Below are 19,952 nucleotides of genomic sequence, written 5' to 3' on the forward strand. Positions count from 1 at the left end.
GATGCAGACGACCGCCGATCGCTCTTATGATTTTCTCGCGGAGGCCTTCGACGCCGCCAGGGCGCAGGATGCGGCGCCGATAAAAATGTGGACGCGGGGCGTGCCGGTGGACGAGGCGTCGAAGCAGCAGCTGCTCGACACGGCGCGCATGCCCTTCATCTACAAATGGCTCGCGGTGATGCCCGATGTTCATTACGGCAAGGGCTCGACCATCGGCTCGGTGATCCCGACCAAGGGCGCGATCATTCCCGCGGCTGTCGGCGTCGATCTCGGCTGCGGCATGATGGCGGCGCGCACCTCGCTCTCGGCAGCGGACCTGCCCGACAATCTGGCGGGCTTGCGCGCGGAGCTGGAAAAGGCCGTGCCGCATGGCCGCAGCGTCGGACACGACAAGCGCGACACCGGCGCCTGGAGCGAATTGCCCGAGGCGACGGCGCAGGCCTGGTCCGCGCTCGAGGCGGGATTTACGCGCATCGTCGACAAGCATCAAAAGCTCGCCAAGGCCAACACCGCCAATCATCTCGGCACGCTCGGCACGGGCAATCATTTCATCGAGCTCTGTCTCGATCAGGAGGATCGCGTGTGGCTCATGCTGCATTCGGGCTCGCGCGGCGTCGGCAACGCCATCGGCTCTTATTTCATCGAGCGCGCCAGAGAGGAGATGCGCCGCTACTTCATCAATCTGCCGGACAAGGATCTCGCTTATCTGCCGGAGGGAACGCAAGGCTTCGACGATTATGTCGAGGCGGTGGACTGGGCGCAGTCCTTCGCCATGGCCAATCGCGAGGTGATGATGCGCCACGCCGTCGAGGCCGCGCACAAGGTGATCGCCAAGCCCTTCGAGGCGCGTCTCGAGGCGGTGAACTGCCATCATAACTATGTCGCGCGCGAGCATCACTTCGGCGAGAATGTGCTGGTGACGCGCAAGGGCGCCGTGCGGGCGGCCGCGGGCGTGATGGGGATCATCCCCGGCTCGATGGGGGCGAAGTCCTTCATCGTGCGCGGCAAGGGCAATGTCGAGAGCTTCTGCTCCTGCTCGCATGGGGCCGGGCGCGTGATGTCGCGCGCCGAGGCGAAGCGTCGCTTCACGGTCGAGGATCATGTCGCGGCGACCGCGGGCGTCGAATGCCGCAAGGACGCCGATGTGATCGACGAGACGCCGAAGGCTTACAAGGATATCGACGCCGTGATGGCGGCGCAGGCCGATCTCGTCGAGATCGTGCACACGTTGCGTCAGCTCGTCTGCGTGAAAGGGTGAGGCCGCGATGATCACGATCGACGGCGCCCTCGGCGAGGGCGGCGGCCAAATCCTGCGCTCGGCGCTCGGCCTGTCGATGGCGACGGGGAAACCCTTCGTCATCGACAGGATTCGCGCCGGCCGCGCCAAGCCGGGCCTGATGCGGCAGCACCTCGCCGCCGTGAGGGCGGCCAAGCAGATCTGCGGCGCGAAGGCGACGGGCGACGAGGTCGGCTCGACGCGCTTGACCTTCGCGCCCGGCGCCGTGCGGCCGGGCGATTATGTCTTCGATATCGGCTCCGCGGGCTCGACCAGCCTCGTGCTTCAAGCCGTGCTCGTTCCGCTGGTGCTCGCTGGCGCGCCCTCGCGTGTCGCCATTCGCGGCGGGACCCATAATCTCGCGGCGCCGCCCTTCGAATTCATCGATCGCGCCTTTGTGCCGCAGCTGCGACGCATGGGCTATGACGTCACGGCGACTTTGACGCGCCCCGGCTTCTATCCTGCCGGCGGCGGCGAGATCAGGGTCGAAATCGGCGCCTCGGGAGAGAAGCGTCGGATCGACATCGCGGAGCGCGGCGCGACGGTCGAGCGCCGGGCGCGAGCGATCGTCGCCAATCTCGCCGAATCGATCGCCTGCCGCGAGGCGGAGACGCTATGCGCTCTGTTGGATTGGCCGCAGGAGAGCGTGCGTCCGATGACGGAGAGGCGCGCGACGGGACCCGGCAATATTCTCGTCGCCACGCTCGCCTATGAGCATGTGACCGAGGTCTGCTCCGCCTTCGGCCGCATCGGCGCGAGCGCCGAGCAGGTCGCCGAGGAATGCGCTGCGCAAGTCGCGTCCTATCTTCGCGGCGAGCATCCGGTCGGCGCGCATCTCGCGGATCAACTGCTCGTGCCGATGGCGCTCGGCGCGGGCGGCTCCTTCGTCACCTGCGCGCCCTCGCGGCATATGCTGACGAATATGGCGATCGTCGAGGCGTTCCTCGGCGAGAGGATCACGATCGCCGATCTCGGAAGCGGCGGCTGGCGGGCGCAGATTCGGTAGGTCGGCCGGCAGCCTCGCCGCCCTTCGGCCGCGTCTGCTTATTGGTGGGCGCACAAGGGCTCGAACCTTGGACCCGCTGATTAAGAGTCAGCTGCTCTACCAACTGAGCTATGCGCCCGTTCGCGTGGTGCGAACGAGGCGCGGACATAACAAATCGATTTGGGCATGTCCAGCCGTCAGCGAAAAAAATGCCGCCGGCGAAAAAAATCGCGCCGACCGGGCGGCGGCGGCGGGCGGCTCAGTCCGCCTTGCGCAGCCGGTGCAGGGTGATCTCGGGCGGACAATTGAAGCGGACCGGCACGACCGAGGAGCCGGCGCCGACCGAGGTGTAGCCCTGCATCCCGCCATGGCGCCAGGCGCCCGCGCCGAAGGCGCGCGGCAGCGCCGAGTCGAGCGTCACGGGCGCGCCGCCCGGCAGGCAGATCTGGCCGCCATGCGTGTGGCCGGCCAGCAGCAGATCGACGCCGGCTTCGGCGGCGCGGGCGTAAATCTCGGGCGTATGCGACAGCAGGATCGAGAACTCCGCGCGCGGCGCGCCGGCGAGGGCGCGGCCGATGTCGTCGGCGCGAAAGAAATGCGGGTCGTCCACGCCCGCCACGAGAATGCGCGCGCCACCGCGCTCGATCTCCTGCCGCTCGTTGAGCAGCACGCTCATGCCCATCGCCTCGAGCCCAGGCGCCATGCGGATCGTGTCGTGATTGCCGAGCACGGCGAGGATCGGCGCCGCGATCGCCTCGCGCAGCGTGGCGAGCCCGGCGAGCGCCGCCTCGAAGGGCCCCTTGGTCGCGCCGCGATAATCGCCGGTCAGCACGCAGAGATCATAGCGCAGCTCCTCGATCAGAGCGCGCGCGCGCGCCATTGCGCCGGGGTTGAGATCGACATGCAGATCGCTGAGATGTAGGATCGTGAAGTCGTCGAAGGCCGCCGGCAAACTCGCCGAGACGACGAGGTTCTCCCGCAGCGCGACCTTTTCGGCGTTGCCGCGGCCGCGGCGGTAGAGCCCGGCGAGAGCGAGGGCGGCGCGAATGACGCGCGGCGAATAGGCGACATTCTCGATATGGAAGAAATTGAGGCCCTGTCCGAACGCCTGCGCCTCGTGCTCGCGTTCCACGGCGAGCCGCTCGCGGGCGCGCTGCGGCCCGAGGCGCGCCTCGAGCCAGCGCTGAATGTCATCGTCGGTCATCGGTCGGTCGGTCTCCTCGGGACGCCCCGACGCGACTCATCGCACATCAGGCCGCGCGAGATGAAGAATGTTCGCATCGCCCTGTCCCGCGCGCAGCGAAGGCGACGGGCCGGATGAGGACGCCGAGAGCCGCGAGAGCCGTCATCTGGCCCCGCTCCGCGGGGCTGGCTGCTCCCGCGCGCGGGAGAAGGAGGGAGCGCCTGCTTCTCTGCCTTTTCTTCGGCGTCGTCGCGCTCTGCGCGTCCGGGCTCTTCCTGCCCGCGCCGCTCGTCGCGCCCGAGCCGACGCCGATCGTCTATGACCGCAATGGCGCTTTCCTCGCGCAGATCGGCGCAGGCGCGGAGCATGGCTATTGGCCGCTGCGCGCCATTCCCGCGCGCGTCGCTCTGGCGACGCTGGCGCTCGAGGATCGGCGCTTCTTCTCCCATCCCGGCGTCGAGGCGCGCGCCGTGCTGCGCGCCGCGTGGCGCAACGTCTCCGGGCGCGGACGGCGCGAGGGCGCCTCGACCATCGCCATGCAGGTCGCGCGCATGCAGGCGCCGGCGCCGCGCAGCTTCGGCGCCAAGCTCATGGAGGCGGCGACCGCGCTGGCGCTGATCTCGCGTCATGGCCATGAGGCCGTGCTCGCCCATTATCTGCGCCTCGCCCCTTACGGCAATGGCAGCCATGGCGTCGCTCACGCCGCGCGGTTTTATTTCGACAAGCCGGTCGAGGACCTCTCGCTCGCCGAGATCGCATTGCTCGCCGCCGTGCCGCAATCGCCGGGACGGATGAATCTGTTCCGCGAGCACGGCCTCACGCTCGCGCGGGCGCGCGCGGCGCGAGCCCTTGCGCATTTGCGCGAAGAAGGCGCCGTCGACGCCGCGCAAGTTGCGCTCGCCGAACGTCAGCTCGCGACGCTGCGTCCCATCGGCGCGGCGCGGCGGCTGGACGCGCTGCATCTCGCCTTGCGCTATGAGTCGCTGATCGGCGACGGCGCGATCATGGCGCGCTCGAAAGACGATCCGCGCATTCATGCGAGCATCGATCTGTCGCTGCAGGAGCGGGTCGCAGCGCTCGCGCGGCGCTATCTCTCGCTCTGGCGCGGCGCCGGCGCAAGGCAGGCCGCGGTGATGGTGGTCGAGCGCGGGACCGGCGCCGTGCTCGCCGATGTCGGCTCCTCCGATTATCGCGATCCACGCGAGGGCGCCATCGACTTCACCCGCGTGCAGCGCTCGCCCGGCTCGACGCTGAAGCCCTTCGTCTATGCGCTCGCCTTCGAGCGCGACGCGCTGCGGGCGACCGACATCGTCTCGGATATTCCCGAAGGCGCCTCCGGCGTCGACAACGCCGACGGCCTGTTCCTCGGCCCCATGCTGCCGCGCCAGGCGCTCGCCAATTCGCGCAATGTGCCGGCGACCAATCTGCTGCGCCGTGTCGGGCTCGAGGCCAATTTCCGCTTCCTGCACGATTTGCGCCTGCATGATCTCGAAGCGCCGGCCGAATCCTTCGGCGTCGCCATGGCGATCGGCGCGCTGCCGACGCGGCTCGAGCGGCTGGTCGCCGCTTATGGCGCGCTCGCCGAGGATGGCGTGCTCTCCGATCTGGTGTTCGCGACAGAGCAGACGCGGCGCCGCTCCATCCGCGTGATGTCGACCGATACGGCGCGGCTCGTCACCTCCATGCTCGCCGATCCGCTCGCGCGCCTGCCGAGCTTCCCGCGCTATGGGCCGCTCGAATATCCCTTTGCCGTGGCGGTGAAGACGGGAACCTCGCAAGGCTATCGCGACGCCTGGACCATTGCTTTCTCGCGCAAGGCGATCGTCGGCGTGTGGCTCGGCCGCGGCGACGCCGGCGTGATGAACCGCTTGAGCGGCGCCGCCTCCGCCGCGCGGCTCGCCCATGCCGTGCTCGCCCATATGCATGGCGCGAAGCCCGGCGATCTTTCCGAGGATTCCTTTCCGGCGCCGGAGGGACGCATCCCGGTCGAAATGTGCCTCGCCGGCGGGGCCAATGGCGGCGCCTGCAACGAGACGCTGGTCGAATGGGTGAAGCCGCACGAGCGTCCTGCGGCGGCTCTCGCGGCGCCCGCATTGGCCGCCGGCCCGACGCAGCCGGCGGCGCTGGCCATCACGACGCCCGAGCATCGCACCCATATCTGGCGAAACCCCGAGCAGCCGGCGGCGCTGAACCGTCTCGCGCTCAAAGCTTCGGCGACGCCTTCGGTCGGGCAAATCCTCTGGTATGTCGACGGCGAGCCCTTCGCGCTCGCCGAGGCCGACGCGGCGGTCTACTGGCCGATGCGTCCGGGGACACACCGCATCCAGGCGCGAGCGCCGATGCGACCCGAGGCGTCGCGCATCGTCGAGATCACGGTGGAGTGAGACGTGCGAGGAAGGAGCGAGCCTTCAGGCTCGCATCCCTGTCCCTCAATCATTCGGCGCGAGCATCTTCTCCGGCCGCACCAATTCGTCGAACTCGGCCTCGGTCACCTTGCCGGACTTCAGCGCCTCCTCGCGCAAGGTCGTGCCATTGTGATGGGCGGCGCGGGCGATCTTGGAGGCGGCGTCATAGCCGATCCTGGGCGCGAGCGCGGTCACCAGCATCAGCGAGCGCTCGAGGAAGCTCTTAATGTTGGCCTCGTCCGGCTCGATGCCGTCGATGCAGCGCGTGACGAAGCTGTCGATTCCGTCGGCGAGCAGAATCGTCGATTCGAGCAGGGCGAGAGCAATGACCGGCTTCAGCACATTGAGCTCGAGATGGCCCTGCGAAGCGGCGAAGGTGATCGTCGCATGATTGCCGAAGACGCGCGTGCACACCATGGTCAGCGATTCGACCTGCGTCGGATTGACCTTGCCCGGCATGATCGACGAGCCGGGCTCGTTCTCCGGCAGCTTCAGCTCGGCGAAGCCGGCGCGCGGACCGCAGCCGAGCAGACGAATATCGCAGGCGATCTTGTAGAGGCCGGCGGCGAGCGCGTTCAGCGCGCCATGGGCGAACACCGCGGCGTCATGCGCGGCGAGCGCCTCGAACTTGTTCGGCGCGGTGACGAAGGGCAGTCCGGTCTGCGCCGCGATCCTGGCCGCGACGGCCTCGGCGAAGCCCTTGTAGGTGTTGACGCCGGTGCCGACCGCCGTGCCGCCCTGGGCGAGCAGGAAGAGATCGGCCAGCCCTTCGCGAATGCGCCGCGCGCCGAACTGCGCCTGCGCGGCATAGCCCGAAAACTCCTGGCCGAGCGTCACCGGCGTCGCATCCTGCAGATGGGTGCGGCCGATCTTGACGATATGGTCGAAAGCCTTCGCCTTCGCTTCCAGCGCAGCGTGCAGCCGCTCCACCGCCGGCAGCAGGCGCCGAGAAATGGCGATGGCGCCGGCGACGTGAATCGCGGTCGGAAAGCTGTCGTTGGACGACTGGCCGAGATTGACGTGATCATTGGGGTGAACCGGAGACTTGGCCCCGCGCCCCGCGCCCAAGCTCTCATTGGCGCGATTGGCGATCACCTCGTTGACGTTCATATTGGACTGCGTGCCGGAGCCGGTCTGCCAGACGACCAGCGGAAACTGCTCGTCGAGCTTGCCCTCGATCACCTCGCGGGCGGCGGCGGCGATGGCCGCCGCGACCTCGGCCTTCAATAGGCCCTTCTCGGCGTTGGCCTCGGCGGCGGCGAGCTTCACCCGCGCCAGCGCATGGACGACCTCGATCGGCATGCGGCCGACCCCGATCGGAAAATTGCGCCGCGAGCGCTCGGTCTGCGCGCCCCAATAGGCGGAGGCCGGGACTTCGATGTCGCCGAAGGAGTCGCGCTCGATACGGAAAGGGTCGGTCATCGCTCTACGCTCGTGGAACTCGAGGAAAGGCTCGAGCTTCCCTATGCGGCATTTCCGCCTGTCTATCAATCATTGCCGGCGCGCGGCAGCGCCGTCGGCTCGCCGAGGAAAAAAGCGTCGCCGATATCGGCCCCGCTCGTGAGCGAAAGAACGTCGGCGAGGCGGTTGCGGGCGCGATTGACCCGGCTCTTCATCGTGCCGGGGGCGCAGTTGCAGATGGAAGCGGCTTCTTCATAGGAGAGGCCGGAGGCGGCGACGAGAATCAGCGCCTCGCGCTGGTCGAGCGGCAGCTTTTGCAGCGCCGCGCGGAAATCGAGAAAATCCATATGCGCGTTCTGCGCCGGCAAGGACACGAGCCGCGCGGCGATGAGCCCGTCGGGGTCGGGCGTCTCGCGGCGGCGCTTGCGAAATTCGCTGTAGTGGATATTGCGGAGAATCGTGAACAGCCACGCCGTGAGATTGGTGCCTTCGGTGAAGGAGGCGAGGCTGCTCCAGGCCTTGACCAGCGTTTCCTGGACCAGATCGTCGGCGCGGTCGGCGTTGCCGCAGAGCGAGACCGCGAAGGCGCGCAGATTCGGGATCGCCGAGACGAGGTCGGCTTTCGTTCCCTTGCCCCCGGCTTTCGCCGCCTCGGATTCCGGCACTATCTCTCCCCGGGCGCTTTCGAGCTCGGTGGGGATATCGTATCCGCTTCGAGCCTGTTCAAGAGCTCGAGAAACCGCTCGGGCACAGGCTGCTCGAGCACATCCTTGTATAAATTACGTAGCTGGTCGCCGATTTGCGCGCCGACCTTGTTCCTGTCGTCATCGCGCCTAGATTTCTGGCGCGGGCTCCGCTCACGCGGCGGGCGGCGGGAGTTCAAAGCCACCAATCCGTCGCGGTCGGCCGCGGAAAGCTGTTCCTCTTGCGTGACCACCGGACCAAACGTCATCTCCTCCCCGACCTCTCGGCTATCGGAATTGCTGAGCGCGGCGGCAATGGTTTTGCGGGTGCTTTTTCCCATCGGCTCCTCGAGAATTGCATAAGTCCATGCCCTGACGAGCTGACGCGACCGCGCCATACTGCATTGCGCCGACGCCACGACAACGCTAATTTTACCAAAAGGTTCCCCGGGTCGGGGCGACGATTTGACGCAGCGGGGGGCTTGAAAGCCGGCGGAAATTCCGCACTGCGGCAAAGCGAGGACACATGATGTCCGTATCTCAGGCTATTCTAAGGCACCTCCCCTATCTCCGCCGTTTTGCGCGCGCCCTTTCGGGCAGCCGCGAGGGCGGCGACGCCTATGTGCTCGCCACGCTGGAGACGATGGTCGCCGATCCTGGCCGCATCGAGGCGGGCGAGGACCTGCGCGTTGCTCTATATCGGCTCTTCCTCGACGTCTGGACGTCGAGCCCGATCAACGCGCATACGGACCACTCGGGCGTCGCTCCGGCCGAGGAGGCGGGAGCGCAGCGCAATCTCGAAGCCATTTCGCTACAGCCGCGCATCGCCTTTCTCCTCCACGCCCTCGAAGGCTTTTCGCTCCCCGAGATCGCCCGCGCGCTCTGCGTGCCCGAAGCGCGCGCCGCGGCTCTCATCGACGCCGCCAGCGCGGAGATCGCCTGCCAATTGGCGACCGACGTGCTCATCATCGAGGACGAGCCGCTGATCGCGCTCGATCTGCGCGCCCTCGTCGAGGAGCTCGGGCATCGCGTCATCGCCGTGGCTCGCACGCATAAGGACGCCGTGGCCGCCATTGCGAAGTCTCCGCCCGGCCTGATATTGGCCGACATACAACTCGCCGACAACAGCTCGGGCCTGGAAGCGGTGAACGAAATCCTCGGCTCGGTGTCGACGCCGGTGATCTTCGTCACCGCCTATCCGGAACGCTTCCTCAAAGGCGAGCCGCCGGAACCCGCATTTCTGATCGCCAAACCGTTCAGCGTCGACAGTCTGAAAGCCATCATCAGCCAAGCTTTGTTCTTCGACAGACGTTCCCATGTCAAATGCAATAATACACACAATTGAAAGCAAAAAGCGACAGCTTGAGCAGCAGTTAGATTTCGTACGTATAGACCACAGGTCAAGTTAGATCAAAAAAAACTTCTATCCGGCGCGAAGAGAGCGCAACCTTGTCTTCACTCGGGCGTTGACCTCCCGGGGGACAGGAGAAGGTAGATAAGATGACCGCTATGCAGGAACCCAAGAAGTCGAACCGCGGCTTTGCTTCAATGGATCCCGAGAAGCAGCGCGCCATCGCACGCAAGGGCGGCCAGAACGTCCCCGACGAGAAGCGCAGCTTTTCGCAAAATCCGGAGCTCGCGGCCAAAGCGGGACGGAAGGGCGGCCAGAGCGTCGACCCGACGAAGCGCAGCTTTTCCCGCGATCACACGCTCGCGTCCGAAGCCGGGCGAAAGGGTGGGCACGCATCGCATTCCAAGCCGAGAACAGCCGCGGAGTAATCCGCGGCCGTTCGCGTCGACCAAGGAGCGATTCGGCGTGTCGAGCGCCGGCCGCCCTATGCGGCGTGAGGCTTGGTGGTTTGCGCGATGACGGAATAGAGCGCCGAAGAGTCGCGGGTCGCGCGAATGGTCGCGACCACCCCCGGATCGCGCAGAACGCGCGCAGCGCAAGCGAGCGCTTTCAAATGATCGGCCCCCGAGGACTCGGGGGCGATCAACAGAAAAACCAGATCGACCGGCGCGCCGTCCAGCGCGTCGAAATCGATCGGGCGCTCGAGCCGCGCGAAAATCCCGAAAATCGATTTGATTCGCGCCAGCTTGCCGTGCGGAATGGCGATGCCGTTGCCGATGCCGGTGGAGCCCAATCGCTCGCGCTGCAGCAGAGCGTCGAAAATCTCGCGCGCCGGCAGGCCGGAGATCTCCGCGGCCTTTTCGCTCAGTTCCTGGAGCGCCTGCTTCTTGGTGTTGGCCTTGAGCGCCGGAATAATCGCTTCCGATGTGAGCAGATCAGCGAGCCGCATGAGGCGTCAATCCTATTCACGATCTTATTCGGCGTGAGAACTCGCCCGAGCCGCGAGCGGCGAAGGCTGGGTCCGCGGAGCTATTCGACTGTCGGACAGCGCGTCGGAACGGGGCTTCGCGCCGCCATCGCGCTGCGTCACATCGCGCTTCTGGAGCGGTCGCAGTCTCATCGCCGCAGCTTCCCCGATTCGTGGCAAGATATATGCCGCCTATTCCCCGCCCGGCGCGTCGATCCAACCGATATGGTCGTCGCTGCGCCGATAGACAACGTTGAGACGGCCCGTGTCCGCGTGCCGGAAGACGACGACCGGCGCCCCGGTCAGATCGAGATCGAGCACCGCAGCGGACACGCTGAGGCGGCGCAGGCGCGCCGTCGATTCGGCGACGATGGCCGGCGCGAATTCCTCGACCGCCTCGACGTCCTGATCCGGAGCCTCGAGCACATAGCTGGCGGCGACTTCGCCGACCTCGGCGCCGGGCGCATGATGATTCTTCAGCCGGCTCTTGTAGCGGCGCAGCCGCTTCTCGATGCGGTCGGCGGCCTGATCGAAGCAGGCGTAGGGCTCCTGAGCGCGGCCGTCGGCCTGCAGAACGATGCCGGAGGTGAGATGCAGGCTGCAATCGGCGCGATAGCCCGACCCTTCGGGCGCGATCGTCACATGGCCGCTGATCTCGCCGTCGAAATATTTGGCGGCGGCGGCGCCGAGCCGCTCGGCGACATGCGCGCGCAGAGCCTCGCCGATGTTGATATTCTTGCCGGACACCCGCAAAGACATGCCTGCTCCATCTCATCGGGCCGCGCGCGGTCGCCGCGGCGGCGCGCGCTGCTCTCGGAAATGTCCCTTAATTCATGCTCGCCGTCGTTTCGAAGCGGGACCGCCTGCCCCCGCTGGATCGGCGCTTTCCTCTCGGCTGTCCCTTCTGCCGCTCGAACGTGGCGGAAATTCGGGCGCCCAGCCGTGCGAATGCCCAACCATTGGCCGGAAGCGTTAAGTTGCCGGGCGGGCGAAGTCAATGGCCGCCCCCGGATTGCTGCTTCAGAGCGCCGGCTGCGCGGTCTCGCGCAGCTGACTCTGCTTGGCCCTGCGGCGGTCGACCGATGACGGAATGCGCAGACTGTCGCGATATTTGGCGACCGTGCGCCGGGCGATGTCGATGTCGACTTCCTTGAGCCTGGCGACGATGGCGTCGTCCGACAGCACGTCGAGCGGGCTCTCCTTGTCGATCATCTGCTTGATCTTATAGCGCACCGCCTCGGCCGAATGGGCCTCGCCGCCGCTGGTGGTCGCGATGGAGGCGGAGAAGAAATATTTGAGCTCGAAAATGCCGCGCGGGGTCATCATATATTTGTTCGAGGTGACGCGCGAGACGGTCGATTCGTGCATGCCGATGGCGTCGGCGATGGTGCGAAGATTGAGCGGCCGCAAATGCTCGACACCCTTGGCGAGAAAGGCGTCCTGCAGCCGCACGATCTCGGAGGCGACCTTCAATATGGTGCGCGAGCGCTGCTCGAGGCTCTTCGTCAGCCAATTGGCGTTCTGCAGACAGCTCGAGATGAAGGTCTTGTCGCCGTCGCGCTTGGCGCCGGCGCTCACCTGCGCCGCATAGGAATGATTGACCAGCACGCGCGGCAGCGCGTCCGAGTTCAATTCGACGATCCAGGAGCCGTCGCTCGCCGGACGCACGATCACATCGGCGACGAGCGGCTGAAGCGGCGCGCCGCCGAAGGCGCGGCCGGGCTTGGGATCGAGGCGGCGCACCTCCGCCGCCATATCGGCGATGTCCTCGTCGTCGACGCCGCACAGGCGCGCGAGCTGGACGAAATCGCGCTTCGCGAGCAGCGGCAGGTTGGAGATGAAAATCTGCATCGCCGGATCGAGCCGGTCGCGCTCGCGCAGCTGAATGGCGAGACATTCGGAAAGATCGCGCGCGCCGACGCCCGAGGGGTCGAAGCGCTGCACGGTGGCGAGCACCGCCGCGACGCGCGCCGGATCGGCGTCGAGCCGCGCGGCGATCTCGGCGACGTCCTCGCGCAGATAGCCGATCTCGTCGATGGCGTCGATGATCGCCTGGCCGATCAGCCGGTCGATCGGATCCGCGCAGGCCAGCGCCAGCTGCTCGGCGAGATGATCGTGGAGGCTGGCCTGGTGGGCGACATAGGCTTCGAGATTGGGCGCCTCGCCGTCTGCCGGCGCGCCGCCGGCGCCGGTCCAGGAATTGGCGGAGAGGCCGGCCCCTTCGAGCGCGCCGGCCGCATCCGCGGGGCTGCGCGCGGCGTCCAGCTCGAAGGCGTTGCCGAGCTCGGTGCCGAGCTCGGCGGCGAGCTGCGTTGCGTCGACGGCGAGGCTGTCGCGCGCCCAATCGCCTTCGGCCGGCTCGCCGAGGCTCTCGCCGCCCGGCTCGCCCGCCGCGGCGCCGTCGCCATGCGCCTCCTGCGGCGCGTCGGGGAAATCATTGGCGTCCACCGCCTCGAGCAGCGGATTGCGCTCGAGCTCCTCATGGAGAAAAGCCGAGAGCTCGAGATTGGAGAATTGGAGAAGCTTGATCGCCTGCAGCAGCTGGGGCGTCATCACCAGGGCCTGGCCCTGACGCATCATCAGTTTGGTGGAAATCGCCATGATCTGCTACTCGAAACCTCTGCCGCGCGTCGGCCGCGGGCGGCGACGGCATTCTCGGCCTGTTTCTTGCTATAGCACGATGCGGCTTCGTTCGCAGGGCCAATTATTCGGCGCCTCCCCGAAAAACCGCCTAGCGGTTAATCGCAGCGACAATCTCCGCCCCCGGCTCACATGCGGAAGTCTTCGCCGAGATAGATGCGGCGAACGTCCGGATCGGCGACGATCTCCTCGGGCGTTCCCTCGGTGAGCACATGGCCGTTGTAGATGATGTAGGCGCGGTCGGTGAGGCCGAGGGTCTCGCGCACGCTGTGGTCGGTGATCAGCACGCCGATGCCGCGCTTCTTCAAATGCCGCACGAGATCCTGAATGCCGCCGACGGCGATGGGGTCGATGCCGGCGAAGGGCTCGTCGAGCAGCATGAAGGCGGGCCGGCCGGCGAGCGCGCGGGCGATCTCGCAACGCCGCCGCTCGCCGCCCGAGAGAGCGATCGCGGGCGAGCGCCGCAGCCGCTCGAGCTTGAACTCCTCGAGCAGAGCGTCGAGCTCCTGCTCGCGCAGCTTCTTGTCCGGCTGGGTGATTTCCAGCACGGCGCGAATATTGTCCTCGACGCTGAGGCCGCGGAAGATCGAGGCCTCCTGTGGCAGATAGCCGATGCCGAGCCGAGCCCGCCGATACATCGGCAGGCCCGTCACGTCGTAACCATCGAGCGCGATGACCCCTTTGTCGGGCTTCACCAGCCCGGTGATCATGTAGAACACCGTGGTCTTGCCGGCTCCGTTGGGGCCGAGAAGTCCGACCGCCTCGCCGCGCGCCACATGCAGGCTCACATCCTCGACCACGCGGCGCTGCTTATAGGATTTGGCGAGATGGCGGATCGAGAGGACGCCTTGCCGGTCGTCCGCGCCCTCGGCCGGCTCGGCGGCCATTGTCCCCGGAGCCAAATCGGCGCCTGAATTTTGGGCGCCCTCGTCGCGCCGCTCGTCGAGTTCCCGGGCGGCGGGCGGCGCTCCCTCCGCGTTCGGCGCGCCCCGCCGGGCGAGAAACCGCTCGGCGAGGCGGGTGAGGAACCCGCCGCGCCCGGTCTCGCTCGCCGATGGATAGGGCTTCAAGCGCAAGTCGGAGGCGTCCTCGAAACGAGCGGAAGCGGCGCGTCCGCGCCGGGTCGCCGCCGCTGTTTGTTTAGATCGTCGGGAGGCGACCTCCCCATTAAAAATCGGCAATCTGGCGTTCGCCGAGGCTCAGGCCCAGGGGCGCGCGGCGGCGGCCTTCTTCTCGAAGCTCTCGATCGCCGCTTCTTTCTGAAGCGTGAGGCCGATCTCGTCGAGGCCCTCGAGCAGGCATTGCTTGCGGAACGGATCGATCTCGAAACGGATCACGCCGCCGTCCGGCCCGCGGATTTCCTGCGCCTCGAGATCGATCGTCAGCGTGGCGTTGGCCCCGCGCTCGGCGTCGTCCATGAGCTTGTCGAGCTCGACCTGCGCGACCTTGATCGGAAGAATGCCGTTCTTGAAGCAGTTGTTATAGAAAATATCGGCGAAGCTGGTGGAGATCACTGCGCGCACGCCGAAGTCGAGCAGCGCCCAGGGCGCATGCTCGCGCGAGGAGCCGCAGCCGAAATTGTCGCCCGCAACGAGGATCTGCGCCTTGCGATAAGCGGGCTTGTTCAGCACGAAATCCGGATTTTCCGAGCCGTCCTCGCGGTAGCGCAGCTCCGAGAACAATCCCTTGCCGAGGCCAGTGCGGGCGATCGTCTTCAGATATTGCTTGGGAATGATCATGTCCGTGTCGACGTTCATGATCGGCATTGGCGCGGCGACGCCGGTCAGCTTGACGAATTTTTCCATGCTCGGAAGGCCTTCGCGCGGGGGGTTGATCTCGAACCGCCTCTAACAGATCGCGGCCGTTTCGCAAAGCGAGGGGCGCGCGCAGCCGACGACGCCGCCCGCAGCGATGAGCGCGCGCTCCGACCGCACAACGCGCGCAGGCTCGTCTATCGCGCGGCCGAAGCGCCGATGTTCGACTGTCGAGCGCGCGGATCTCGGCCCCTCTGCTACGTTAATGTTAACGTGTATTGCCGTTCGACAATCGGCAAGGCCGAGCTTACGATCGGAATATGTGATGAATAACTTTGAACGAGGCGGTCATGTATTTCAAAGCTCTTGCACGATATTCTATCGCCTGCGCGCTGGTCGCTCTGCCGGCCGTTCCGGCCGTCGCCAAGGCCCCGACCCGCACGAGGCTCATCGCCATCAGCCCCGCCCCCGTCGGCCAGGCCGTCACATTGACGGCCGAGGTCGATACGCCGGCCGGCGGCGCGCCCACCGGAACGGCGTCCTTCACCGAAGGCGACACGGTGCTGGGCTCGGCTCCGCTGAGCGTCTTCGGCGCCGGCCAGGCGACGCTGACGACAGGTCTCGCGCACACTTGCGCGCTCGCCAGCCCCGCCGGCGTCCACTGCTGGGGCTGGAACAGGTACGGACAGCTCGGCGACGGCTCGACCTCCGACCATTTTACGCCGGTTCCGGTCACGGGCCTCTCCGCGCGAGCAGTCGAATTGGCGGCGGGCGGCAGTCATAGCTGCGCGCTGACCATCAATGGCGCCGTCGAGTGCTGGGGCGATAATTCGTGGAGGCAGCTCGGCGACTCCTCGGCCCGAGTTCGTTCCACTCCCGCGCCCGTCCCCGGCCTCACGAGCGGCGTCGTCGCCATCGCCGCCGGCTCGGCCCACAGTTGCGCTGTGACCATCGCGGGCGGCGTCATGTGCTGGGGCCGCAACGCCGAGGGTCAGCTCGGCATCGGCGGCGATCCAGCCTTTTACGCGCCGCCGACGCGCATCGGCGGACCGGCCAAAATCTACAAGGCCGTGGCCGCGGGCCAATTGCATAGCTGCGGGCTGACGAACACGGGCGCGGTGCTGTGCTGGGGCGAGGGATTCGGCGCTCTCCCCGTGCCGATCGCCGGGGCTCAGAGCGGAATCGTCGCGGTGACGGCCGGCGTCGATCACAGCTGCGCCATCACCAAGGCAGGCGCGGTAAAATGCTGGCGCGGGCCGTGGACCGCGAGCTCGTCGGCGAAGCTGGTCTCCGGACTTTCGAGCCGCGTCGTGGCGATCACTTCGGGACGTTCGCACGACTGCGCCCTGCTGATCGACGGCGGCGTGCGCTGCTGGGGCTCGAACCGCTTTGGGCAGCTCGGCGACGGCACGACCGCCCACCATCTCGCCACACCGAGACCCGTCGTAAATCTCGGCGGTCCGGCGGTCGCGATCGCCGCCGGCTGGGACTATACCTGCGCGCTGCTGTCGTCCCGGGCGGCGAAATGCTGGGGCTATAATGAAGTCGGCGAGATCGGCGACGGTTCCACGACGAACCGCAGCCTCCCGGCTCCGGTGACGGGCTTCTCGGCCATCCTGCGCGGCCGCGCCCGATTCGCCACCTCGACGCTCGGCGCCGGCTGCCACTCGCTGCGCGCGAATTATCTCGGCGACGCGACCCATACGGCGTCGCGCTCCGGCGCCGTCTGCCAGCGGATGCAATAGATCGAGGCGGCAGATTCGGCGGTCGGCGCCTCTGCGGCGCGCCCCCTCGCGGAGGCGCGCTCGACCTCTCAGGCCTCCGTCAGCGTCAGCAGAATATCTGCATACCACGCGCAATTGAGCCCCAGCGCCTCGTCCTGGCCGATGTCTCTAGAGCCGACGTCGAGGCGGGCGGAATGGACGCCGAGCAGCGTCCAGGGCAGATCGCCCTGGATGCTCTCCAGCGCCGGAACCCGCGCGACCACCGGCGCGCCGCTGGCGCCGCGGTGGGTGCGCGCGTCGGTGAGGAAATAGCCGAGGCCCTGGAAGCGCAGCCCGAAGGAGGAGGCGACGACGCCCTGCCGCGCCACCGGCATATGGTGCAGCGTGTCGTGAAAGCCGAGCGGAAAGCCGACCACGAGCACGGACGACCCGATTTCCACCCTATCGAAGGCGCGGCACAGATGCGCCGGGGTGAAGGCGCGATAAACGGCCGCCTCAGGCAAGGCGCCGGGCGCGATCTCCATCGCCGCGACATCGACCTCGCCGCCGCCGTCGACGCCCTGGCGCCAGCGCGGCTGGCGATTTTCGCCGCCATAGAGCGCGATCGACACATTCTCGGCCTTGGCCAGATTATCGGCGTCGACATGCAGCTCGATCTCGATGCGGTCCGGGAAATGTTTGCTCGGCGCGTCGCTCAGCACATGGCGGCTCGTCACCAGGAACAGCCGCTCCTCGCGCGCGAAGAAGAAGCCGCTGGCGTTGGTGAGCAGCGCCGGCCCCTCGAACGTGCAAACGCGCGTGGCGGTGAGCAGCAGAGGCTCGTTGCTCATCACAGATCTCCTCTCGCTCGAAAAATGCCGCTTCGGCGCGCCCCGCCAAGTCCCGACCGCGCCAAGTCCCGACCCCGCCAAGTCCCGCCCGCGCGAAGGCGGGCCTCGCCCTGGCGTACCGGTGCATTGCTCCGCGGCAGTCCGCCTGCTATACACGCTAAAGTCCCAGCCGCGTGGCCCTCGCGTCGACGGCGGCCGGAATTACGAGTTCGATGTTGCGGAAATTCTCGATGACGATGGCTTTCATCACGTCCCGATCGGCTTTGCCGCAGCCCGACACTTCCTCGAAACAGCCGGGAGCGGTGGTGAGATGAGCACGTCTTCCGAAATCCTTCGCCGCAATGCGATCGCCAATATGCGTAGTCCCTACGACATGGGGATCATCTGCATCGACATCACGAATAAATGCGATCTGGCCTGCTCCAACTGCACCCGGCTGCTCGCCAATCAAGACGGCTTCTGGGACATGTCGCTCGAGAACTTCCGTCTCGCGGCGCGCAGCCTCGCCGACTATCCCGGAATCGTCGCGATCATCGGCGGCAATCCGGTCATGCATCGGCGTTTCGAGGACATCTGCGCCATCCTCGTCGAGGAGATTCCCGAGAAGGAGCGGCGCGGACTGTGGACCAACAATGTGTTCAAATTCGCCGAGCTCGCCAAGGAGACCTTCGGCATATTCAATTTGAACCCGCATGGCGTCGAGCGCGGCGTCAAATCGCTGGAGCCTCTGCGGGAAGGCAGCTGGTATCACGCCGGCCATTCGTCGCATTCGCCGCTGCTGACGGCGATGCAGGACCTCTTCGACGAGACGGAGATGTGGGAGCGCATCGGGCGCTGCGACATCAATCACAACTGGTCGGCCTCCATCGTCGAGAACAACGGGCGCTTGCGGGCCTATTTCTGCGAAGTCGCCGCGTCTTTCGATCTCGCGCGTGGAACGGATTTCGGCGTCGATGTGGAGCCCGGCTGGTGGCGGCGAAATGTGGCGAGCTTCGATGATCAGGTGGCTCGCTTCTGTCCCGGCTGCGGCGTTCCGGCCAAGGTGATCGGCCATATGGATTTCGAGGAGATCGACACCTACACGCAGACCAACGCCGATATTGCCGAAGCCTCGCTCCGCAAAAAACGCAAGATTATCGTGCTCGACAAGGCCGAGGCCCGGTTCCTCGACCACAAGGTGACGGAATATTCGCCCAAGCTGCGCGCCGAGGCGCAGGCGCACGGCGCCGATTGCGCTCACGAGGCGGCGACGATCGCAATCCCCCGGCCACGCTCCGCGTCGACGACGTCGAGGATCGAGCTCGAGCTGGCGAAGTTTCTCTGCACCATCGGCCTCACCCGCACCGGAACACGACTGTGGAATGCGGCGAAGTCGCGCATGTAGAGGGCGCGCTCGAACAGAACCGCAGTTTTCGTCCTTCGGTGCTTCAATGAACGCTCTCTGTCGCCCACCGCTCGTTTCCGTTATCATCACCAACTATAATTACGGACGATTTCTCACAGGGGCGCTGGCCGCCGTGAGAAACCAAACCTATCCGCATATCGAATGCGTCGTCGTCGACGATTGCTCCGCGGACGACAGCCGCGAGGTGCTCGAGCGCGCGGCGCTTTCGTGGCCGGAGCTGATCGTCGTCTATATGGAAACCAACGGTGGGCAATCGGCGTCGAGCATCGCCGGCTTTGCGCGTGCGAGCGGCCAATATATCGTCTTTCTGGATTCCGACGATCTGATCCTGCCCGAATTCGTCGCGACTCACGTCGCAACGCATCTTTCGCTGCGCGTGCCGGTGGGCCTCACCTGCTGCGACGCGCTCACCATGACGGACGATCGAATCATTTGCGCGACCTCGCGCTATCTTTCGGCTCGTTTCATCAATCGACCGATCGATTCGACGCTGATCGGCAATCACACTGCCGAGACTCTGAAGCGGATGGGCTTCGAGGCGCCGGAGGTGAAGGCGCGTTCGATCCGTTTCATCCCCTGGGACGAGAAATGGTGGCCCTGGTCGACGATGTCGGCGATGATGTTTCGTCGCGACGCCCTCGATCTCGTCATCGACGCCGAAGGCTTTGCGCAAATGCGCATCGGCACGGATTGCTACCTCGCCTGGTCGGTCAACCGGCTCACCGGCAGCGTTCTCGTCGAACGGCCGATGATGATCTATCGCATCCACGGCGCCAACGGCTTCGCGGAGCGGCCATCGCTCAACAATATCCGGCCCGGCCGCGCAGGCCTCACCTTCGACGGTCGCGCGGACCGCCTCTTTCTCTCGCATCTCCTGAAGAATTTCGCGCGCTTCCATGCGATCTTGGACGATGCCGGCCATCTTCGCGCGATTTGCGAGATGGCGAGTCGAACGCGCGACGAACGCTCCGCCCCGGCGAAAGCGGCGTTATCGCTCCATGCCATGTTGTCGCATCATTTCGAGGACATCGTCGCGGCGCTCGGTCACGAGCTGGCGATCGCCTGGCTCGAGCGGTCGAAGGGAGACTCCCACGGCGGCGGCCCGCTCGCCTTTCTCGCCAAGCTGCCTCCCAAGGCGGAGCTCGAGGTGGCGAAATTCCTGTGCTCGATCGGCGTCCGCCTTTACGGCGCCGAGGTGTTCAATCGCGCGACGAGACGCCTCGCGGAGGCCACCGAACAGATCTGAGCCGGCGCGTCTCGCGTCAGCCGATTTGCGATCTCTCGAGAGCGAGCCTGAAGGCTCGCGGTCCACACGCGCCTTGGACCGCGAGCCTTCAGACTCGCTCTT

At 66.6% G+C, this 19,952-nt stretch carries 18 protein-coding genes and 1 tRNA gene; 8 read left to right on the forward strand and 11 right to left on the reverse strand.

The genetic code is table 11. The annotated features are described in order from the left end of the window. The first annotated feature begins 1 nt into the window (after window position 1). Window positions 2-1,258 (forward strand): RtcB family protein, encoded by a 1,257-nt coding sequence (locus K3F48_RS11650; RefSeq protein WP_222575615.1) that lies wholly within the window; start codon window positions 2-4, stop codon window positions 1,256-1,258. A 7-nt stretch (window positions 1,259-1,265) separates the two neighbouring features. After that, on the forward strand, window positions 1,266-2,282 hold the full coding sequence (gene rtcA, locus K3F48_RS11655; RefSeq protein WP_222575616.1) for an RNA 3'-terminal phosphate cyclase: 1,017 nt from the start codon (window positions 1,266-1,268) through the stop codon (window positions 2,280-2,282). A gap of 42 nt (window positions 2,283-2,324) precedes the next feature. On the opposite strand, the gene K3F48_RS11660 is transcribed toward rtcA, so the two are convergent. Together K3F48_RS11660 and K3F48_RS11665 are read right to left on the reverse strand one after the other, a co-directional pair. After that, a tRNA-Lys gene (locus K3F48_RS11660) sits at window positions 2,325-2,400 on the reverse strand. Between the two features lie 120 nt (window positions 2,401-2,520). After that, window positions 2,521-3,465, reverse strand: coding sequence for a metallophosphoesterase (locus K3F48_RS11665; RefSeq protein ID WP_222575617.1), 945 nt, complete (start codon window positions 3,463-3,465; stop codon window positions 2,521-2,523). A gap of 113 nt (window positions 3,466-3,578) precedes the next feature. Between K3F48_RS11665 and K3F48_RS11670 the strand changes: the two genes are divergently transcribed. Continuing rightward, complete coding sequence (locus K3F48_RS11670) at window positions 3,579-5,828, forward strand: transglycosylase domain-containing protein (RefSeq protein ID WP_222575618.1); 2,250 nt, start codon at window positions 3,579-3,581, stop codon at window positions 5,826-5,828. A gap of 45 nt (window positions 5,829-5,873) precedes the next feature. Here K3F48_RS11670 and fumC read toward each other — a convergent pair whose 3' ends face one another. The 3 genes from fumC to K3F48_RS11685 form a co-directional block, all read right to left on the reverse strand. Further along, on the reverse strand, window positions 5,874-7,271 hold the full coding sequence (gene fumC, locus K3F48_RS11675; protein WP_222575619.1) for a class II fumarate hydratase: 1,398 nt from the start codon (window positions 7,269-7,271) through the stop codon (window positions 5,874-5,876). Between the two features lie 65 nt (window positions 7,272-7,336). Further along, window positions 7,337-7,915, reverse strand: coding sequence for a sigma-70 family RNA polymerase sigma factor (locus K3F48_RS11680; RefSeq protein WP_222575620.1), 579 nt, complete (start codon window positions 7,913-7,915; stop codon window positions 7,337-7,339). Then, window positions 7,915-8,274, reverse strand: coding sequence for a NepR family anti-sigma factor (locus K3F48_RS11685; protein ID WP_222575621.1), 360 nt, complete (start codon window positions 8,272-8,274; stop codon window positions 7,915-7,917). Before K3F48_RS11685 ends, K3F48_RS11680 begins: the two co-directional genes overlap by 1 nt. Before the next feature lie 188 nt (window positions 8,275-8,462). Here K3F48_RS11685 and K3F48_RS11690 point away from each other — a divergent pair, with 188 nt between their 5' ends. Together K3F48_RS11690 and K3F48_RS11695 are read left to right on the forward strand one after the other, a co-directional pair. Next, the gene (locus K3F48_RS11690) at window positions 8,463-9,278 is read left to right on the forward strand and encodes a response regulator (RefSeq protein WP_222575696.1); all 816 of its coding nucleotides are present in this window, start codon (window positions 8,463-8,465) and stop codon (window positions 9,276-9,278) included. Between the two features lie 164 nt (window positions 9,279-9,442). Beyond that, a complete protein-coding gene (locus tag K3F48_RS11695) occupies window positions 9,443-9,712 on the forward strand; it encodes a KGG domain-containing protein (RefSeq protein WP_040567183.1) in 270 nt (89 codons plus the stop codon). A 56-nt stretch (window positions 9,713-9,768) separates the two neighbouring features. Here the strand turns inward: K3F48_RS11695 and ptsN are convergent, their stop codons facing one another. The 5 genes from ptsN to leuD all read right to left on the reverse strand — a co-directional run bounded on the left by ptsN (window position 9,769) and on the right by leuD (window position 14,696). Continuing rightward, a complete protein-coding gene (ptsN, locus tag K3F48_RS11700) occupies window positions 9,769-10,233 on the reverse strand; it encodes a PTS IIA-like nitrogen regulatory protein PtsN (protein WP_222575622.1) in 465 nt (154 codons plus the stop codon). A 210-nt stretch (window positions 10,234-10,443) separates the two neighbouring features. Next, entirely contained in the window at window positions 10,444-11,010 is a 567-nt protein-coding gene (gene hpf, locus K3F48_RS11705; protein WP_222575623.1) for a ribosome hibernation-promoting factor, HPF/YfiA family, read from the reverse strand. A gap of 261 nt (window positions 11,011-11,271) precedes the next feature. Beyond that, window positions 11,272-12,852: an RNA polymerase factor sigma-54 gene (gene rpoN / locus K3F48_RS11710; RefSeq protein ID WP_222575624.1), complete on the reverse strand. Its 1,581-nt coding sequence runs from the start codon at window positions 12,850-12,852 to the stop codon at window positions 11,272-11,274. A 167-nt stretch (window positions 12,853-13,019) separates the two neighbouring features. Continuing rightward, the gene (gene lptB / locus K3F48_RS11715; protein WP_222575625.1) at window positions 13,020-13,967 is read right to left on the reverse strand and encodes an LPS export ABC transporter ATP-binding protein; all 948 of its coding nucleotides are present in this window, start codon (window positions 13,965-13,967) and stop codon (window positions 13,020-13,022) included. A 123-nt stretch (window positions 13,968-14,090) separates the two neighbouring features. After that, entirely contained in the window at window positions 14,091-14,696 is a 606-nt protein-coding gene (gene leuD, locus K3F48_RS11720) for a 3-isopropylmalate dehydratase small subunit (RefSeq protein WP_222575626.1), read from the reverse strand. Between the two features lie 299 nt (window positions 14,697-14,995). On the opposite strand from leuD, the gene K3F48_RS11725 reads away from it, so the two are divergent. Next, on the forward strand, window positions 14,996-16,390 hold the full coding sequence (locus K3F48_RS11725) for a chromosome condensation regulator RCC1 (protein ID WP_222575627.1): 1,395 nt from the start codon (window positions 14,996-14,998) through the stop codon (window positions 16,388-16,390). 68 nt (window positions 16,391-16,458) lie between these two features. Here K3F48_RS11725 and K3F48_RS11730 read toward each other — a convergent pair whose 3' ends face one another. Continuing rightward, window positions 16,459-17,199, reverse strand: coding sequence for a serine protease (locus K3F48_RS11730; RefSeq protein ID WP_222575628.1), 741 nt, complete (start codon window positions 17,197-17,199; stop codon window positions 16,459-16,461). A 310-nt stretch (window positions 17,200-17,509) separates the two neighbouring features. Here K3F48_RS11730 and K3F48_RS11735 point away from each other — a divergent pair, with 310 nt between their 5' ends. Both K3F48_RS11735 and K3F48_RS11740 read left to right on the forward strand, forming a co-directional pair. Beyond that, complete coding sequence (locus K3F48_RS11735) at window positions 17,510-18,583, forward strand: radical SAM protein (RefSeq protein ID WP_222575629.1); 1,074 nt, start codon at window positions 17,510-17,512, stop codon at window positions 18,581-18,583. Between the two features lie 46 nt (window positions 18,584-18,629). Continuing rightward, a complete protein-coding gene (locus tag K3F48_RS11740; RefSeq protein ID WP_222575630.1) occupies window positions 18,630-19,850 on the forward strand; it encodes a glycosyltransferase family 2 protein in 1,221 nt (406 codons plus the stop codon). Window positions 19,851-19,952: the final 102 nt, after the last annotated feature.

The sequence above is a fragment of the Methylosinus sp. Sm6 genome (assembly GCF_019802345.1).
In the GTDB taxonomy this organism is placed as follows: domain Bacteria; phylum Pseudomonadota; class Alphaproteobacteria; order Rhizobiales; family Beijerinckiaceae; genus Methylosinus.

What these genes read in the sequence shown, in the direction of transcription:
- K3F48_RS11650 (WP_222575615.1), top strand. Translation starts at nt 2, where the DNA reads ATGCAGACGACCGCCGATCGCTCTTATGATTTTCTCGCGGAGGCCTTC.
- rtcA (WP_222575616.1), top strand. Translation starts at nt 1,266, where the DNA reads ATGATCACGATCGACGGCGCCCTCGGCGAGGGCGGCGGCCAAATCCTG.
- K3F48_RS11665 (WP_222575617.1), bottom strand. Translation starts at nt 3,465, where the DNA reads ATGACCGACGATGACATTCAGCGCTGGCTCGAGGCGCGCCTCGGGCCG.
- K3F48_RS11670 (WP_222575618.1), top strand. Translation starts at nt 3,579, where the DNA reads ATGAGGACGCCGAGAGCCGCGAGAGCCGTCATCTGGCCCCGCTCCGCG.
- fumC (WP_222575619.1), bottom strand. Translation starts at nt 7,271, where the DNA reads ATGACCGACCCTTTCCGTATCGAGCGCGACTCCTTCGGCGACATCGAA.
- K3F48_RS11685 (WP_222575621.1), bottom strand. Translation starts at nt 8,274, where the DNA reads ATGGGAAAAAGCACCCGCAAAACCATTGCCGCCGCGCTCAGCAATTCC.
- K3F48_RS11690 (WP_222575696.1), top strand. Translation starts at nt 8,463, where the DNA reads ATGTCCGTATCTCAGGCTATTCTAAGGCACCTCCCCTATCTCCGCCGT.
- K3F48_RS11695 (WP_040567183.1), top strand. Translation starts at nt 9,443, where the DNA reads ATGCAGGAACCCAAGAAGTCGAACCGCGGCTTTGCTTCAATGGATCCC.
- ptsN (WP_222575622.1), bottom strand. Translation starts at nt 10,233, where the DNA reads ATGCGGCTCGCTGATCTGCTCACATCGGAAGCGATTATTCCGGCGCTC.
- hpf (WP_222575623.1), bottom strand. Translation starts at nt 11,010, where the DNA reads ATGTCTTTGCGGGTGTCCGGCAAGAATATCAACATCGGCGAGGCTCTG.
- rpoN (WP_222575624.1), bottom strand. Translation starts at nt 12,852, where the DNA reads ATGGCGATTTCCACCAAACTGATGATGCGTCAGGGCCAGGCCCTGGTG.
- leuD (WP_222575626.1), bottom strand. Translation starts at nt 14,696, where the DNA reads ATGGAAAAATTCGTCAAGCTGACCGGCGTCGCCGCGCCAATGCCGATC.
- K3F48_RS11725 (WP_222575627.1), top strand. Translation starts at nt 14,996, where the DNA reads ATGTATTTCAAAGCTCTTGCACGATATTCTATCGCCTGCGCGCTGGTC.
- K3F48_RS11730 (WP_222575628.1), bottom strand. Translation starts at nt 17,199, where the DNA reads ATGAGCAACGAGCCTCTGCTGCTCACCGCCACGCGCGTTTGCACGTTC.
- K3F48_RS11735 (WP_222575629.1), top strand. Translation starts at nt 17,510, where the DNA reads ATGAGCACGTCTTCCGAAATCCTTCGCCGCAATGCGATCGCCAATATG.
- K3F48_RS11740 (WP_222575630.1), top strand. Translation starts at nt 18,630, where the DNA reads ATGAACGCTCTCTGTCGCCCACCGCTCGTTTCCGTTATCATCACCAAC.